Here is a 16,140-nt window from a genome sequence, read left to right on the forward strand (position 1 = left end):
ATTCTTGCCGCTCAGTCTTGCCGTTCAGTCTTGCCGTTCCTGCCCTCCGTACCCAGTCACGGACCTAGTTTTGCCTGACCCACTCGATGATGGTCGCATTGGGCGCCGTCAGCTGGCGGTTGATCAGCGATTCGGCGTCCAGCGCGGCGCGGTCCAGGCGCACGCGCGAGCGCACCAGGAACCACTCGCTCTTGACGTCATACAGCGTCTGAGACGGGTAATTCGTCTGCGGCACCCCGAACAGCTGCGCCGTAAAATCGGCCGGCGTGCGGTAGTCCGCCTGCTTGCGGCGCGCCACCAGCGCGTTCGCCTGCGCCACCGAAAAGCCACTGACCAGCGCCGAAATCACTTCGGCCGGCGCCGTATTCACATTGATCGTGGTACCCCCGGCCGGCAGCACCACCGCCACTTCGCGCAGCTTGTTGACGTCGGCCAGCGTGTAGCCGGGAATGGCCAGCAAGTCTTCGATCCGGGTAAGACCGAGCGGCACAATGGAGCGCGCCGCCGGCTGGGACGCGCCGGACGTCACCGGTCCCGGCGGCGAGCCGTCGGCCACCGCCTGCGCGGTCTTTTGCGCCAGCGTTGGATTGACTTGCACGTTTTCGAGCAGGCGCTTGTACAGCGCCACCTGGGCAAGATCAATCTGGGTGCCTTGCGCCAAATTGTTGAGATTGTAACGCGCCGTGGCGTCCAGAACGCGCCCTTGCAGCGTGGCGTCGGATTTTTCGCTCTCGAGACGCTCTTTTTCGACGTAGTCGTCCAGCTTGGTTTCTTCGAGCGGGGTGTTCCAGATCGATAGCAGCGATGTGTACGCGGGCCGCTGCAAGCCTTCCTCGCGCAGCAACATGCGTGAAAAATCGATCCCGCCGCGCAAAATCCACTTGGTCTGCAGTTGCAGGCGCTGGTTTTCCATCGAGCGCACCTGCACCTGCTGCATCCAGAACAGGCTGGCGACAATCGTCACCGCCAGCGTGGTGAGCAGCAGCGCGGTGATGATCGCCACGCCGCGCTGGCGCTTTTGAGCAGTCGGGAAAGCGCGCATCATGCCCCTCCCAGCAGGAAGTTCTTGACCATCAGCGAAGGCACGTCCTTGAGCTCGAAGCCGACCTGCAGGCCGGTCGGCGGCACGTTGGCGCCGCCGTTGCCGCCGGCCGGGCCCGGCATGACCCAGCGCCCTCCGACGAAAGTCTGCACCATCATCCGGTTCACGCCGGACTGCAGCACCACCGGCTGGGCCGTGTCGAGCTTGGTGGTGGCGGCCTTCCACAGAACGTCGATCTGCATCAGGTCGCGCGTGGCGGCCGATTCGCGCCGGTCAAGCACGCCGTCGTGCACGCGGTAAGTCACCACCGCGAGGCGCGTGGGCTCGTTTTCCAGTTCGATCATGCGCACCAGCGACATGCTTTCAATGTCGGCCAGCAGTGCGGTGCGGCTTTGCAGCGTGGCGGGCGAGGCGATATGTTCGGCGTCGCTCTGCATCTGGGCAAAGGCGAGCTGCATGCCGCGCGTCGATTCGATTTCGGCCGACAGCGCAATGCGGGCGCGCACGATGGAATCGAGCCCGCGCCAGCCCAGCACCGCGACGATGGCCAGGATGCTGATGGCAACGAGCAGTTCGATCAGCGTAAAGCCGCGCCGGTTCGCCTGGCGCCTCATGGCTGCGGCACCAGCTGCACCAGCTTGATGATGCGGCGATTCGGGTCGGCCAGGTCGTAGACGCTGACCTCGGCGCGGCGAAAGCGGGGATTGGGCGTGGGCAGGATCTCTTCCTGGCACACCAGCTTGAGGTAGCCCTGCGGGCATTCGGTGGTGCGCTTGCCCAGTTGCGGATAGACCTTGTCCAGCCGGATCTGGACCTGGCGGTTCTCGGCCGACCAGGTGGCCATCATGGTGGCGCGCAAGCCCGCGCTGTTCGAGGTCAGGCTGCCGACCGCGCGCAGCGAGGCGCCCAGCGCGGTGCCGACGATGACGAGCGCAACGAGCACTTCGAGCAGGGTGAAGCCACGTGAAGGACGTGAAGGACGCATAGGCAGTTTCATGGTTCGCTTCATTCGACGACAAAGTGGCCGATGCCGTCGGCGCGGATGGCGACGCTGTCCTCGCCGATGGCCATGGTCAGCACGAACGGCTTGTCGACCGGTTCGCGCCCGAAGGTGATGCGCATCGGGTTGCCGCTGCCGGCCGACGCCGGATCGATCAGCAGCCTGACCGGGCCGCCCTTGAAGGGGCGCTCGCGCAGCAAATCGTCGCGGGTGACGGGATCCCAGCTGCCCTCGTTGCGCACCAAAAAGCGGTAGGCCTCGCCGTCCGCTTCAAAGGCAACCAGGCGGTTGCGCACGATGGCTTCGTCGCGCGCCAGCTGCAGGAGCAGCGCGATGCGGCGGGCCTCGCCCTGCAGGTTCTGGCGCGGGCTGGGCATGGCATTGAAGGAGACCATGCCGAGCGTGATCCCGATGATGGCCAGCACAACCATCAGCTCGACCAGCGTAAAGCCGCGGATGGCGCGGCTTGGCGCAGTGCCTGCCTTAGTGCCTGCCTCGGTGGCTGCCTTCGTGACTGCCTTCACATGCGCTCCCGGCTCAAGGCCAGCTTAATCCCACGAATTGATGTCGGCGTCGTCGCCGGCGCCGCCAGGCTGGCCGTCCGCGCCCAGCGAGAACAGGTCGATCTCGCCGTGCAGGCCGGGCGCCATGTACTGGAACGGGTTGCCCCATGGATCTTTTGGCAGTTTGTCGACGTAGCCGCCGCCCTTCCACCCGTTGGCGGCCGGGCCGCTGGTGGGCTTGGCGATCAGCGCCTGCAAGCCTTGCTCGGTGGTGGGGTAGCGCTGGTTGTCCAGCTTGTAGAGCTTGAGGGCCTGCATCAATTGGCCGATGTCGCTCTTGGCCGCGGTAACGCGCGCCTGGTGCGGCTTGTCCATCAGCTTGGGCACGACCAGCGCGCCCAGAATGCCGATGATGACGACCACGACCATGATTTCAATAAGGGTGAAGCCGCGCTGCAGCAAGTTGGTGCTGCGCATGGAGCGGCGGTGCGAGACGATGTGCATAGTTGATCAGTAGTCTAAATAGTTGAACGCAGAGTATAAGGCCGAAAGGCGCAGCCGGGCCAACGCCAGGAAATAACAATTGTAAGGCAATTGTAAGGCGCTGCGGGGCGGCAGGGGCACGTGTTTTGGCGGCGGCGCGAGTTGAGGCACGTCAGACGTGCGCGGCAGCGGGGGAATTATGCCATTCGCGCACCGCCGCAGAAGGGCCGCAGCCCTCCGTTCGGCTTTTCAAGAGCGCATTGCACAACGCAATGGCCATTTGCAACAGATCCTGAACGCTTGGCGCATTCCGGGGGGCAGCAGTGTTACGCAGCCAGCACGCCGGCCATCGCTTCCAGGAAGCGCGCATTTTCGTCTGACAGGCCGATTGTCACGCGCAAGTGCTGTGGATGGTCGGCCAGCGCACGTACCAGCACGCCATGGCCTTCAAGCAACTGGGCCAGTTGGGCCGCGTCGCGGCGCACCGGGAGGAACAGCAAGTTGGCAGCCGACTCCACTGCAATGATGCCCATTGCGGCCAGCGCGGCGGCCAGGCGCGCGCGCTCGGCCGCATTGCTGGCGCAGCTCTGGGATAGAAAGTGCGGCAATGCCTAGCTGGCTGGCCAGCACGCTGACGTTGAAGGGCGCGCGCATCCGGTTGACCAGGCCGATCAGTTGTGGATGGCCGATGCAGTAGCCAAGGCGCGCGCCGGCCAGCCCGTGGGCCTTGGAGAAGGTGCGCACCACCAGCAGGTTCGGATGCCGCTCGATGAGGTCGATGCAGCTGGCATAGTCGGACTGGGTGGCATATTCAAAATACGCTTCATCGATCACCACGGGCAAATCGGACCGCAGCCCGGCCAGGAAGCGGGCCAGGCTTGCATACGGAAGATAGCGCCCGCTTGGATTGCAGGGATTGTCGATCAGCACCAAGTGCGATGACGCTGCGGCGCGCACCAATGCATCCAGATCGTGCCCGTAATCGTCGGGAGACACCACGTTGATATCGGCGCCGACAGCCTGGGCGATCACGCGGTAGAGGGAAAAAGTACAGGAAGAAATCAACGCTACCCGGCCCGGCGCGAGAAAGGTCTTGGCCACCATCGACAGGATGTCCGACGAGCCGCTGCCGACCAGCACATTGTCGAGCGCCAGACCGAGCTGCCCGGCCAGCGCGGCGCGCAGCAGCGCACTGGCGTCGTCGGGATAGCGGCCGATGTCGCAATCGGATTGGCTGGCCAGCAAGTGCGCGATGCGCGCCGCGCCGCCCCGGGGGTTTTCATTGCTCGACAGCTTGACGGGGCGCCGCGCCAGGCCGTCCACGGCGGCACTCTCGCCCGGCTGGTAGGCGCTCAGGGTCTGGACCCAGGGATTGGCAGATTGATGCATGGCTGTGTGTGCTCGCTGGCAAGGGCCGCGCCCATGCCGGTGCGATGGCATGACGCGTGCTGAGATGGAGGAAATGCTGCGCGCAATCGTAAGGCGGTTGGGCGGCACCAGGCTAGCCGCTGACAGGCGGATTGACAAAACGGCTTGCACGGTTTATGGCAAACCCGGCCGCGTTATCAATGACGCTAAAGAAGCTCCGTCTGCATGGCGAAGGCCGGGGCGCCTCGGCGCTGCTGCGCGGCAAGCCCACAGCGCGGCCGCCTTGGCCCGGCCCGTCACGCCGAGCTTGGCATAAATATGCTGCAGATGGGTCTTGATGGTGCTCGCACTGCAGCCCACTCTTTTCGAAATTTCCCAGTTGGTCTTGCCCTCCATGATTCAGTCGAGCACTTCCCTTTCGCGCGGCGTCAAATTGCTCGCAACACTGTCCGGCGCTGCCGCGATCTGTTCCTGCTCGGCGCCAACGATACGGTTCAGCGCGGCGTGCATGTGCGGCACCAAGAGGGCAAGCACGCTGGCATGCCTGGCGCTCAAGGGTTCGGGCATCTGGGAAAAGCTGAAGTGGCTGGTCAGCCCCGTGATGGCGCAGGACTGGGCGTGGGCGGCGATATTGCTTAGCTCATGGTGATGGAATTGCTGCAGCTCCAGCGTGAAGAGTACGGTGTCACGATCGGGCTCGAACAATTGCACGGTGCCCGTGGCGCCGGACAGGCGCATGAAAGGCGCATGAAAGGCGTCATGATCGTGCCTTGCGCATCCTCGAACTGGCGCATGCACGACGCGGGATAGCGTTTCTTAAGCCATTTTAGCGGCGTCAGGCGCCATTGTTCATCATTCCCAAATAGCAATGCATCATCTCGTGCGGTAGAACAGCCTGAAGCGTTTCGCTGCTCCAGGATATGAAGTCGCTTTCCGTGTGGACGTCGCCCGCGTCCTGTAGTGCGCTTAGCAAGCAGCGCGCGTCGGCGTCGCTCAATGGCAAATTGGCGAGCGTCATTGGCAAGGCGAACACACCGGGCACGCGGGATTGCGCGCCACGCCGATACTGGTCCACTCCATTGCGCGAGCGTCGAGCAGCAGCAGGCGCCCGGCCAGCGAAACGCCCACCTGCATGATGATTTTGAGCGCTTCGGCCGCCTGCATCGCGCCGATCATGCCCACCAGCGGCGCGAACACGCCCATGCTGCTGCAGGCGGCGTCCTGGAAACCACCATCCGGCGGGAACAGGCAGGCGTAGCAGGGCGCATCCGGCAGGCGCGGGTCGAACACGCTGATCTGGCCGTCGAAGCGGATCGCCGCGCCCGACACCAGCGGCACGCGCGCGGCCACGATGGCGCGGTTGACGGCGTGGCGCGTGGCGAAGTTGTCGCAGCAGTCGAGCACCACGCTGCTGCCTTCTGCCAGCTGGGCCAAACGCGCCGCATCGGCCCGCTCGCGCAGGGCGACGACGTCGATGTCGGGATTAATTTGCAGCAGCGCGGCGCGGCCGGAGTCGACCTTGGCCTGGCCCACGCGCTGCGTGGTGTGCATGATCTGGCGCTGCAGGTTGGTGAGGTCGACCTCGTCGTCGTCGACCAGCACGATGCGCCCGACCCCGGCCGAGGCCAGGTACATGGCGGCGGCCGACCCCAGGCCGCCAGCGCCGATTACCAGCGCGCTGGCGTCCTGCAGGCGCTGCTGGCCTTCGATGCCGATCTCGTCGAGCAGGATGTGGCGCGAATAGCGCAGCAGCTGTTGATCGCTCAGCCCTTGGTCACTCAGCCCTTGGTCACTCAGCCCTTGGTCACTCAGCCCCTGGTCGCTCAGCCCCGGCTTCATTTGGCTTTTGGCGCAGCCTTCAGTTCGGGCGGCTTGACGTCAAGCTTGGGCAGGGCCGACTTGTCGTCCTTGGCCAGCACGGTTTCCACCTTGGACAGCTTGACCGGCAAGCCCTTGAGGTGATTGAGCGCCTGCGCCAACTGGAAGTCGGTGCTGCTGCCAAAGTCGAGCGGTTTGCGCGACTTGGACATGGCCAGCGCGCGCTGCTCTTCTTCCATCTCGTCGCGCTTGGCCTTGAGGGCCGGGTCGGGCTCCTTGCCGCTGCCGTCGGACAGGTGTTTTTCAAGGTCGGACTCGCGCACGCGCAGGCTGTTCAAGCCGTCGCCGTCGGCCGTTTCATCGACCATCAGGTCGGGCACGATGCCCTTGGCCTGGATCGAGCGGCCCGACGGCGTGAAGTAGCGCGCCGTGGTCAGCTTGACGGCGGTGTCTTCGGACAGCTGGCGCAAGGTCTGCACCGAGCCCTTGCCGAAGGTTTGGGTGCCCATCACGATGGCGCGTTTATAGTCTTGCAGTGCGCCGGCGACAATTTCGGAGGCCGAGGCCGAGCCGCCATTGACCAGCACCACGATCGGCACGTTCTTGAGCGCGGCCGGCAGGCGCGCGAGCGGATCGGCGCCGGCGCGCGGCGCGTAAAACTCGCGCCGGCCGTACAGTTTTTCGTTCGAGGTTTTCAGCTGGCCGACGGTGGAGACGATCTCCTTGTCGTACGGCAGAAACGCGGCCGACACGCCCACCGCGCCCGGCAGCAAGCCGCCCGGGTCGTTGCGCAAGTCGAGCACCAGGCCCTTGAGCGCGGGCTCCTGGGCGTACAGGGCGTTGATCTTCTTGCTCATTTCATCGAGCGTGAGTTCCTGGAACTGGCTGATGCGCAGCCAGCCGTAGCCCGGCTCGACGATCTTGCCCTTGACGCTCTGAACCCGGATTTCCTCGCGCACCAGCGGCACGATCCAGGGCTTGTCTTCGCCTTTGCGGGCGATGGTCAGCACCACCTTGGACTTGGGCAGGCCGCGCATTTTCTTGATCGCTTCGTCCAGCGACAAGCCCTTGATGGGCGTGCTGTCGATGCGGGTGATCAGGTCGCCCGGCTTGATCCCGGCCCGAAACGCCGGCGAGTCTTCGATGGGACTGACGATCTTGACGTAGCCGTCTTCCATGGCCACCTCGATGCCCAGGCCCACGAAGCGGCCCTGCATGCTTTCCTTCATTTCGCGATAGGCTTTTTTGTCGAGATAGACCGAATGCGGGTCGAGCGAGGCGACCATGCCGGAAATGGCTTGCGAGAGCAGCTTTTTGTCTTCGACCGGTTCCACATAGTCGGACTTGATCAGGCCATAGACGTCGGCCAGCTGGCGCAGTTCGTCCAGCGGCAGCGGCGCGTTGACGTCGCCCTTTTGCGCCATGGCGGAAAACTGCAGCGACGCGGCAAAGCCGGCCACCATGCCCACGCCGATCAGGCCGATATTCTTGACATTCATGCCTACCCTTTAAAAGCTGATCCAGGACGCCGGATTGAAGGCCGCACCGCGGTGCCTGAGTTCAAAGTATAGCCCCGAATCTTCGCCCCCGCCCGTGTTTCCCGCGCTGGCAATCGGTTCGCCGCCCTTGACGGCGTCGCCCACGCGCCGCAGCAGCGACTGGTTGCTGCCGTAGATGGACAGGTATTCGCTGCCATGGTCGACAATGATGAGGTTGCCAAAGCCGCGCATCCAGGCCGCGAACACCACGCGTCCGGCGGCCACGGCCTTCACTTCGCTGCCTTCCGGCGCCTTGATGAACACGCCTTTCCAGCTGGGGCCGCCGTCGCGCTTGGCGCCGAACCGGGCCGCCAGTTGCCCGCTGACCGGGGCGCGCATGCGGCCCTTGAGGCTTTCAAATGCGCCATCCGGGGCGGCAGGGGCGAGCGCGATGTCGGCCGGCCGGGCCGCCGCCGGATCCGGTTTGGGCGGCGTCTGGACCACGCGCACGGGTGGCTCGACGTCGTCGATCGGGTCGGGCTTGAACGGTTTGGGCGGTTTTGGCACAGGCAGCGGCGGCGCACCCTTGACGGGCGGCTTGGCCGCGGCGGCGGTGGCGGCGGCAGCAACGCGCGCCAGGCGCTCGCGTTCCGCCTCGGCGCGCGCGCGGGCCAGCTGCGCGGCTTCGGCAGCGGCGCGGGCCCTGGCGGCGGCCACCGCTTCCAGGCGCCGTTTTTCGGCGGCGGCGGCTTCCGCCTGTTCCTTGATTAGGCGCGACAATTTGTCGACCAGGCCGGCCATGCGCTGTTCGTCGCGCTCGAGCGTGCCGATTTCCTTGCGCTGGGCCACGAGTTTTTTCGACAGCGTGCCGAGCAAGGCGGCGCGGTGCGCCTTTTCCTGCTCCAGCACGACTTTCTGGTCGCGCTCCTCTTCGGCGATCTCATCGAGCTCAGCCTTGGCATTCTGTTCTTTTTGCTGGTTCAGTTCGACCTGGGCCAGGTTTTGCCGCAGCGAGGCCAGCAGGCGCGCCTGGGCTTGCGACACGTAGGACATGCGTTGCAAATCGCGGCTGATGCGGTTCGGGTTGTCGCCCGAGAGCAAGAGCTTGATGCGGTCTTCATTGCCCGCCACATACTGCTCGCGCAGCAAGGCGGACAGTTGCTTTTTCTGGGCGGTCACCACGCCGGTCAGGCGTTCTTGTTCGGCGCCGAGGCTGGTCAGCTTGTGGCCCGTTTCCACTTGTTCTTCGGCCAGTTCGCGCAGTTGGCGGTTGGCGTCGGAAATGGCTTCCTCGGACTTGGCCAGGGTGTCGGCCGCGTCTTCCTTTTGATCTTCGGTTTTGACCAGCTCGCTTTTCATGCGGGCCAGTTTTTGCGCGATTTCAGCGCGCGTGGCTTCGGCCGCCGCTTTCTGCTTGGTGCGTTCGGTCGGTTTTTTGGGGGCGGCATGCGCGATGCCCACGGCGGCGGCCAGCAGCATGCAAAGCACGCTGCCGGCGCCGAACTGCTTGACCCAGCGGGTCGACAATGGGAAAGACAAAGCTTACTTGGCCTTTCCCTGGTTGGCCACGGCGGCCACGGCGGCGGCGATGGCGTCCTGGTCGCCCAGGTAGTAATGGCGAATCGGCTTCAAGTCGGCGTCGAGCTCGTAGACCAGCGGCTGGCCGTTGGGAATGTTCAAGCCCACGATGTCTTCGTCGGAAATACCGTCGAGCATTTTGATCAGCGCGCGCAGGCTGTTGCCGTGGGCCGAGATCAAAATTTTCTTGCCGGCGCGGATGGCCGGGGCAATTTCTTCATCCCACACCGGCATCACGCGCGCCACGGTATCCTTCAGGCATTCGGTGAGCGGAATACTGTCCTGCGGCACGCCGGCGTAGCGCGGGTCCTTGAACGAAGTGCGCTCATCATCGGCTGCCAAAGGCGGCGGCGGCGTGTCGTAACTGCGGCGCCATACCAGCACTTGCGCGTCGCCATACTTGGCGGCGGTTTCGCCCTTGTCCAAGCCTTGCAGGGCGCCATAGTGGCGCTCATTCAAGCGCCAGTCGTTCTTGACGGGCAGCCACATCATGTCCATCTCGTCCAGCGCCAGCCACAGCGTGCGGATGGCGCGCTTGAGCACCGACGTATAGGCCACGTCGAAGGTAAAACCGGCTTCTTTCAAGACTTGCCCTGCGCTTTTTGCTTCGCGTACACCCTTTTCGGTCAGATCGACATCGGTCCAGCCCGTAAAGCGATTTTCGAGGTTCCAGGTGGATTCGCCATGGCGCATGAAGACAATTTTGTACATGTAATGTTTTCCAGGAGTTGGTGGGATCGGAAGGATGCCGGAGGTAAGATTTTAATCGAGAGCCGTCTTCTATTTTATAATGCCCGCATTGCCTTGTCTTAAACCATTAACTATTGGAATTCCGTGAAATTTATTCTAGACAACTTGTTGCTCATCGGCATTGCCGTCATGTCGGGTGGCGCGCTGCTGCTGCCGGCCCTCATGCCACGCGGCAAGCGTGCTTCTGCGACCGAAGTGGTGCAGATTATCAACCGCGGCAAGCATGTTCTGGTCGACATTCGTACCCCGGAAGAATTTGCCGCTGGCCATTTGCGCGACGCGAAAAACATTCCACTGACAGACTTCGACAAACGTATCGGCGAATTGGACAAGTCCAAGAGCAAGAGCATTGTTGTCGTGTGCCAGAGTGGCGCGCGGGCCGACAAGGCTGTGCGCCTGCTGCAGGCCGCCGGATTTGAAGATGCACTCGCCCTCGATGGTGGCCTCGCCGCCTGGCAAGCCGCAAGCCTGCCCACAGTCAAGTAAGAAAGGATTTCCCCATGACAGCCCATGTTGTGATGTATCACACGGCCTCGTGCCCGTACTGCGTGCGCGCCGAGCGCCTGCTTGAAGCCAAAGGCGTCGAGATTGAAAAGATCCGGGTCGACCTCGATGCCGAGCAAAAAACGATCATGATGCAAAAAACGGGCCGGCGCACCGTGCCGCAAATTTTTGTGGGCGACACCCATGTGGGCGGCTTTGACGACCTGTACGCGCTGGACCAGGCCGGACGCCTGGACCCCTTGTTAAACGCCGTTTAAGCCCCACATGAGCGCAACGCAGCGAAAAGCACCCGGATGGATTGCTTAAAACACTTTTCAGGTGGGTTGGTTTTGATACAATTGCCGTCGCGTTTGAATTCAAGCACATCTGGAACGGCGGCTCGCCGTTCTTTTTATTTCTCAACGAAAGCGTTCCATGTCTGACGAAACCTTGCAACCAGTATTTCAAATCCAACGCGTCTACCTGAAAGACATGTCGCTGGAGCAACCGAATTCCCCAGCCATCTTCCTCGAGCAAGAAGCGCCGACCATCGAAGTGTCGCTCGACGTGGGCGCCGAAGCCATCGCCGACGGCATCTACGAGTCGACCGTGACGATCACCGTGACCGCCAAGGTCAAGGACAAGGTCGCGTTCCTGGTCGAAGGCAAGCAAGCCGGTATCTTTGAAGCGCGCAACATTCCTGCGGACCAGATGGATCCACTGCTGGGAATCGGTTGCCCGAACATCGTCTACCCTTACCTGCGCGGCAACATCGCCGACATCATCACCCGCGCCGGCTTCCCGCCAGTGCACCTGGCTGAAATCAATTTTGAAGTGTTTTACCAGCAGCGCCGCCAAGCCCTCGCTGATGCAGCGGCCGCAGCGCCGGCAGACACCGCAGCACACTAAGTCATTCAGTAATCAAGTAATTGCAGCATCAGGGGTGGGCAGAATCCTGTCCACCCTGCAACCATCGGCGAAGGCCACCATGACATTCCCCCGTTTTTTAGTCAGCGCAGCGTTATTGCTCGCGGCGGCGACTGCACAAGCATTCGATTTCAAGACCGTGGGCGCGACCCCGGCCATCCTGTATGACGCCCCTTCGCTGCGCGGCGGCAAGCTGTTCATCGCCCCGCGCGGCATGCCGGTCGAGGTGGTGCTGAGCTACGGCGAATGGGTCAAGGTGCGCGACGCCAGCGGCGACATGGCGTGGACCGAGCTAAAACTGCTGAGCGCCAAGCGCAATGTGGTGGTGCGCGTGTCCGGCGCCAAGGTGCGCCCGACGGCGGACGACAGCGGCATTGCCCTGATGATGGCCGACAAGGGCGTGCTGCTCGAACTGGCTGACCCGCAAGCGTCGAGCTGGGTCAAGGTGCGCCACAAGGATGGCATCATCGGTTACATCAAGGCGACGGAGGTCTGGGGCATCTGACCCGGGACACTCCATGCATAAGAAAAACTTACGCAAGATCACCGTGCTGGGCGCCGGCGCCTGGGGAACCGCGGTCGCGCTGGCACTGGCCGAGCGCAACGACGTGCTGATCTGGGGGCGCGACAGCGCTGCCATGCAAGCGATCGACGCCGCGCGCGAAAATACGCATTACCTGCCCGGCTTTGCCTTTCCTGACGGCTTGCGCGTGACGGGCGACTTTGACGCCGCACTGGCGCACCTGGACGATTCAGACGTGGACGGATTGAGCGCGCCGCTGCTGATTGCCGCCTGTCCGGTGGCCGGCTTGCGCCCGCTGCTCGAACAGCTCAAGGGCCGGCCAATTGCCAATATCGTGTGGCTGTGCAAGGGTTTTGAAGGCGGCACCGGCCTGCTGCCGCACCAGGTGGTGCAGCAAGTGCTGGGCGACAGCGTGCCGGGCGCGGCGCTGTCCGGGCCGTCATTCGCGCAGGAAGTGGCGCGCGGACTGCCGTGCGCGCTGACGGTGGCGTCAAGCTCCGAAGCGCTGCGCGAGCGGGTTGTGGCGGCGGTTCACGGCGGTAATATTCGCGTGTATTCGTGTGACGACCTGGTGGGCGTGGAAGTGGGCGGCGCGGTCAAGAATGTGCTGGCGATCGCCACCGGCGTGGCCGACGGGCTGGGGCTGGGCTTGAATGCCAGGGCCGCACTGATCACGCGCGGGCTGGCGGAAATCGTGCGACTGGGAACGGCCTTGGGTGGGTCCAGCAGCACCTTCATGGGGCTGACGGGGATGGGGGATTTGATTCTCACCTGCACGGGGGACTTGTCGCGCAACCGCAAGGTGGGCTTGGCACTGGCCAAGGGGCAGGCGCTGGAGACCATCGTGGCCGAGCTGGGGCATGTGGCGGAAGGCGTGCCGTGTGCCAAGGCGGTGCGGGAGCTGGCGCGATCTCTTGGGGTGGATATGCCGATTACCAATGCGGTGGCGGGGGTGTTGTTTGACGGGGATACGCCGCAGGCGATGCTGGCGCAATTGCTGGCGCGCGATCCGAGGGATGAGTTGGCGTGATCAGGGTGGCGCCTGTTGGAAGGCGAGCTGTGGCCTGTTCCACCGTCCTGGCGTAAACCGGACGCGCACGCACGGATCCACCACGGCAGTAAAAGCTCGGTGCGCGGATACTTCGCGTTGCCGAGAACCGTAGGTCGGAAAAGCGCAGCGCATTCCGACATGCTCGCGTCCCGTCGACGCCTGTCGGAATGCGCTACGCTTTTCCGACCTACGCGGTAGCCATCGCTTTTACTACACCCTCGTACGCGAGGACAATGTGGGGATAGACCCGGCTCATTGGGACCACCGCACCGCCATCACCGCCTCAGCGCGGATTGAGTAAAATCGTCAGCAGCGCCACCGCGTCTTCATTCGCGCGCACCGCGTGCGGCACGCCGCCCAGCAAATACAGCATTTCCCCAGGCCTGAGCACGGTCGAGGCCCCATGCGCATCGCACACAAGTTCGCCCTGCAGGCACAACAAGCTCATCTCGCCGTCAACCTTGTGCACCGGCATGTCGCGTTCTTTGGGCAGCACCAGCCGGATCAACTCCATATGCGCGGTCTTGGCCAGCGCTACGGACGTGAAATGGGCGATATCGTCGTCGCTGCGTTGCAGGCGTATCAGTTCGCCAGAGGCGGCATGTTGCAAAGCCATACAATCTCCTGTCAGTCTTCGGTGGGTGCGACTTCGACAGCCCTTAGCCAGGCCACGAGCGCATAGGCATCCTTGTAGGCGCGCGCCAACTGCGGCACCAGTTCCTCAGGTGCGTTCAGCGTGAGCTTGACCTCGGTCCACAAAAAGAACCCTTTCAGTTTCAGGTATTCAATGTGCGGATGCTCGGGGTCATACCCCTTGGGCGGCCGTAGCAGTTTATGCTCGGTTTCCAGTTCGCCAAAGGTCGCGCGCAGGGACTTATTTTTGATCAGTTTGGCAAAACCTGTCGCATCGTTGACGATCTGCTCGCGGATCGCTTTCAAGCGCTCGGCCGGCGGCATGTACTCGCCCGCGCCGATGCCCAGCGTGCCGTCGCCTTCGATATGGAAATAATAGGTGGGCCCGCCGCCCGCACTGGGCCGGCGCAAATCGTTCGGCGTGATGCCGGCTGAAAAACGCGTCTTGTAGGGCCGCTTGTCGTTGGCAAAACGCACGTCGCGGTTGATGCGAAACATGGCTTTTTTGGGATTGCACGCCACTACTTGCCGGTCGAACGTGGCGATGGCGGCGATCAGCTCGGTGACCACGGTCTCGAACTCTTCGCGCAAAATATCGTAGCGTGGTTTGTTGTGGATGAACCAGGGGCGGTTGTTGTTGTCGGCCAGCTCGGTTAAAAATTGCGTCAAGTCGCGCAAGTGCATACTTGGAATTCCATTTATAAATGTTTACTCGGCGCGGGGGCGCTTGGCGATGCTCACTTCGACCGCCGTTTCGCGGTTCTTGCGCATCAGCGTCATTGTAGCTTTCTGGCCAGGAATGAGCTGGGCAATCAACTTGAGCGTCTCGCTGGTGCTCGCGACCGGCTTGCCCGCCACCGTCAGCAAGATGTCGCCCGGCTTCATGCCCGCACGGTCGGCCGGGCCGTTGCGCACCACGCCGGCGATGATGGCGCCCTTGTCGCGCGCCAGGCTGAAGCTCTCGGCCAGTTCCGGCGTGATGTCCTGGGTCTCGATGCCGATCCAGCCGCGCACCACCTGGCCATCCTTGATGATCGCTTCCATCACGGCCTTGGCGGTGCTCACGGGAATGGCAAAGCCGATGCCGACCGAGCCGCCGGTCTGCGAGTAAATCGCCGAATTGATGCCTAACAGATTACCGTCGGCATCGATCAGCGCGCCGCCCGAGTTGCCGAAATTGATGGCGGCGTCGGTCTGGATGAAGTCTTCGAAATGGTTGATGTGCAAGTTGTTGCGCCCGAGAGCGGAAATGATACCCATGGTCACCGTCTGCCCCACCCCGAACGGGTTGCCGATGGCCAGCACCACGTCGCCCACGCGCGCCTGGTCGGAGTGTCCCAGCACCATCACGGGCAGGCTGCGCTCGTCGATGCGGATCACGGCCAGGTCGGTTTCGGGGTCGGTCCCCACCACCTTGGCCGGGGCCTTGCGCCCGTCAGCCAGCACGACGCGGATTTCGTCAGCCGCTTCGATGACGTGGTTGTTGGTCAGGATATAGCCGTCGGGACTGACGATGACGCCCGAGCCCAGGCTCGATTGCTGCTCGTCTTGCGGGACGCGCTCGCCGAAGAAGCGGCGAAAGAACGGATCCTTGAGCAGCGGATGGTTCTGGCCCAGCGACTTGCTGGTGAGGATGTTGACCACGGCCGGCATGGCGCGCCCTGCCGCCAGGCGGTAGCTGCCCGCCAGCGCCGGCAGGCGCGGGGACTGCAGCACCGCCACCGAATCGGCCACCGTGCCCACGCGCGAGAAATGGCCGCCAGAACGCAGCCACTCGGGCCGTAGCGTCGCCGCCACAAAATACAGCGCCAAGGCCACCGTCACCGTTTGCGCAAACAACAGCCAGTAGCGTCGCATGGGAAGCGAGCCTTATATTGGTGAAGCGTTGGTGAAGCGTTGGTCAAGCGTAATTCACGCTTTTTTCAGCGCATCGCGAATTTCCCGCAGCAAGACGATTTCTTCGGGCGTGATCACGACCACCGCCGGCGCCGGTTCGGTGCGGCGCAAGCGGTTCATCAGGCGGATCATCTGGAAAATGACGAACGCGAGAATGATGAAATTGAGCAGCACCGTCAGAAAGTTGCCGTATGCCAGCACGGCGCCCAGCTTGCGCGCCTCGGCCAGCGGCAAGCCCATGCCCTGCCCTTTCAGGGGCAGATAGTAGCTGGCAAAGTCGAGCCCGCCAAACAGTCGGCTGATGGGCGGCATGATGACGTCCGCCACCAGCGAGTCGACAATCTTGCCGAACGCGCCCCCGATGATGACGCCCACGGCCAGGTCGACCACGTTGCCCTTCATCGCGAACTGCCTGAACTCGCCCATCATGCCCATGATTTACCCATCGCTTATTGAAAAGTGTGATCACAATCATACCTGAACAGCTTAGAAACCAAACACCCACGCGCGGTTCCTGGCGCAGGCGCTTTTTTCGATGTGTGGCAAGCCGGCCATGTTCCGCCCTCTAAAGCGACTGAAAGTGGGGCAAAAGGACCTGATCAGGGCG

Annotated in this window: 20 protein-coding genes and 1 pseudogene; 5 read left to right on the forward strand and 16 right to left on the reverse strand. The window is 63.3% G+C overall.

All coding sequences use genetic code 11. From position 1 onward, the window contains the following. Positions 1-64: 64 nt before the first annotated feature. The 12 genes and pseudogenes from gspK to gpmA all read right to left on the reverse strand — a co-directional run bounded on the left by gspK (position 65) and on the right by gpmA (position 9,981). Positions 65-1,045 (reverse strand): type II secretion system minor pseudopilin GspK, encoded by a 981-nt coding sequence (gene gspK / locus ACP7BV_RS03930; RefSeq protein ID WP_426101707.1) that lies wholly within the window; start codon positions 1,043-1,045, stop codon positions 65-67. Next, complete coding sequence (locus ACP7BV_RS03935) at positions 1,042-1,656, reverse strand: PulJ/GspJ family protein (protein ID WP_426101709.1); 615 nt, start codon at positions 1,654-1,656, stop codon at positions 1,042-1,044. Before ACP7BV_RS03935 ends, gspK begins: the two co-directional genes overlap by 4 nt. Next, on the reverse strand, positions 1,653-2,039 hold the full coding sequence (gene gspI, locus ACP7BV_RS03940; protein WP_426101711.1) for a type II secretion system minor pseudopilin GspI: 387 nt from the start codon (positions 2,037-2,039) through the stop codon (positions 1,653-1,655). The genes ACP7BV_RS03935 and gspI overlap by 4 nt, the downstream gene beginning before the upstream one ends. An 8-nt stretch (positions 2,040-2,047) precedes the next feature. Next, a complete protein-coding gene (locus ACP7BV_RS03945) occupies positions 2,048-2,500 on the reverse strand; it encodes a GspH/FimT family pseudopilin (protein ID WP_426101893.1) in 453 nt (150 codons plus the stop codon). A 90-nt stretch (positions 2,501-2,590) separates the two neighbouring features. Then, the gene (gene gspG / locus ACP7BV_RS03950) at positions 2,591-3,049 is read right to left on the reverse strand and encodes a type II secretion system major pseudopilin GspG (RefSeq protein WP_426101713.1); all 459 of its coding nucleotides are present in this window, start codon (positions 3,047-3,049) and stop codon (positions 2,591-2,593) included. Between the two features lie 305 nt (positions 3,050-3,354). Then, positions 3,355-4,468: pseudogene (locus tag ACP7BV_RS03955) on the reverse strand (pyridoxal phosphate-dependent aminotransferase). Positions 4,469-4,570: 102 nt separating this feature from the next. Further along, complete coding sequence (locus tag ACP7BV_RS03960; protein WP_426101715.1) at positions 4,571-4,792, reverse strand: helix-turn-helix domain-containing protein; 222 nt, start codon at positions 4,790-4,792, stop codon at positions 4,571-4,573. A gap of 3 nt (positions 4,793-4,795) precedes the next feature. Continuing rightward, positions 4,796-5,134 carry a hypothetical protein gene (locus tag ACP7BV_RS03965; RefSeq protein ID WP_426101717.1) on the reverse strand — a complete coding sequence of 113 codons (339 nt, stop codon included), beginning with the start codon at positions 5,132-5,134 and terminating at the stop codon, positions 4,796-4,798. A 276-nt stretch (positions 5,135-5,410) separates the two neighbouring features. Next, positions 5,411-6,163 carry a HesA/MoeB/ThiF family protein gene (locus tag ACP7BV_RS03970; protein WP_426101895.1) on the reverse strand — a complete coding sequence of 251 codons (753 nt, stop codon included), beginning with the start codon at positions 6,161-6,163 and terminating at the stop codon, positions 5,411-5,413. Positions 6,164-6,231: 68 nt separating this feature from the next. After that, a complete protein-coding gene (locus ACP7BV_RS03975; RefSeq protein ID WP_426101719.1) occupies positions 6,232-7,713 on the reverse strand; it encodes a S41 family peptidase in 1,482 nt (493 codons plus the stop codon). 9 nt (positions 7,714-7,722) lie between these two features. Continuing rightward, positions 7,723-9,171 (reverse strand): murein hydrolase activator EnvC family protein, encoded by a 1,449-nt coding sequence (locus tag ACP7BV_RS03980; protein WP_426101897.1) that lies wholly within the window; start codon positions 9,169-9,171, stop codon positions 7,723-7,725. Between the two features lie 63 nt (positions 9,172-9,234). Continuing rightward, positions 9,235-9,981, reverse strand: coding sequence for a 2,3-diphosphoglycerate-dependent phosphoglycerate mutase (gene gpmA, locus ACP7BV_RS03985; RefSeq protein WP_426101721.1), 747 nt, complete (start codon positions 9,979-9,981; stop codon positions 9,235-9,237). A gap of 123 nt (positions 9,982-10,104) precedes the next feature. Between gpmA and ACP7BV_RS03990 the strand changes: the two genes are divergently transcribed. The 5 genes from ACP7BV_RS03990 (at position 10,105) to ACP7BV_RS04010 (ending at position 12,983) form a co-directional block, all read left to right on the forward strand. Continuing rightward, positions 10,105-10,506 (forward strand): rhodanese-like domain-containing protein, encoded by a 402-nt coding sequence (locus tag ACP7BV_RS03990; RefSeq protein WP_426101723.1) that lies wholly within the window; start codon positions 10,105-10,107, stop codon positions 10,504-10,506. 14 nt (positions 10,507-10,520) lie between these two features. After that, positions 10,521-10,781 carry a glutaredoxin 3 gene (gene grxC / locus ACP7BV_RS03995; RefSeq protein WP_426101725.1) on the forward strand — a complete coding sequence of 87 codons (261 nt, stop codon included), beginning with the start codon at positions 10,521-10,523 and terminating at the stop codon, positions 10,779-10,781. Positions 10,782-10,938: 157 nt separating this feature from the next. Then, a complete protein-coding gene (gene secB / locus ACP7BV_RS04000) occupies positions 10,939-11,412 on the forward strand; it encodes a protein-export chaperone SecB (RefSeq protein WP_426101727.1) in 474 nt (157 codons plus the stop codon). A 79-nt stretch (positions 11,413-11,491) separates the two neighbouring features. Continuing rightward, entirely contained in the window at positions 11,492-11,935 is a 444-nt protein-coding gene (locus ACP7BV_RS04005; protein ID WP_426101729.1) for an SH3 domain-containing protein, read from the forward strand. A gap of 13 nt (positions 11,936-11,948) precedes the next feature. Continuing rightward, positions 11,949-12,983, forward strand: a complete 1,035-nt coding sequence (locus ACP7BV_RS04010; protein WP_426101731.1) for an NAD(P)H-dependent glycerol-3-phosphate dehydrogenase — start codon at positions 11,949-11,951, stop codon at positions 12,981-12,983. A 304-nt stretch (positions 12,984-13,287) separates the two neighbouring features. On the opposite strand, the gene ACP7BV_RS04015 is transcribed toward ACP7BV_RS04010, so the two are convergent. From ACP7BV_RS04015 to mscL, 4 genes are read right to left on the reverse strand one after another with little or no spacing between them, the layout of a single operon-like run. Continuing rightward, the gene (locus ACP7BV_RS04015) at positions 13,288-13,620 is read right to left on the reverse strand and encodes a cupin domain-containing protein (protein ID WP_426101733.1); all 333 of its coding nucleotides are present in this window, start codon (positions 13,618-13,620) and stop codon (positions 13,288-13,290) included. An 11-nt stretch (positions 13,621-13,631) separates the two neighbouring features. Then, positions 13,632-14,321, reverse strand: a complete 690-nt coding sequence (locus tag ACP7BV_RS04020) for a DUF2461 domain-containing protein (RefSeq protein ID WP_426101735.1) — start codon at positions 14,319-14,321, stop codon at positions 13,632-13,634. Positions 14,322-14,345: 24 nt separating this feature from the next. Further along, complete coding sequence (locus ACP7BV_RS04025) at positions 14,346-15,494, reverse strand: Do family serine endopeptidase (protein ID WP_426101737.1); 1,149 nt, start codon at positions 15,492-15,494, stop codon at positions 14,346-14,348. A 54-nt stretch (positions 15,495-15,548) separates the two neighbouring features. Beyond that, positions 15,549-15,968 (reverse strand): large conductance mechanosensitive channel protein MscL, encoded by a 420-nt coding sequence (mscL, locus tag ACP7BV_RS04030; RefSeq protein WP_426101739.1) that lies wholly within the window; start codon positions 15,966-15,968, stop codon positions 15,549-15,551. Positions 15,969-16,140 lie beyond the last annotated feature (172 nt).

Origin of the sequence: Massilia sp. TSP1-1-2 (assembly GCF_049896185.1) — a bacterium.
Taxonomy (GTDB): Bacteria; Pseudomonadota; Gammaproteobacteria; order Burkholderiales; family Burkholderiaceae_D; genus Telluria_A.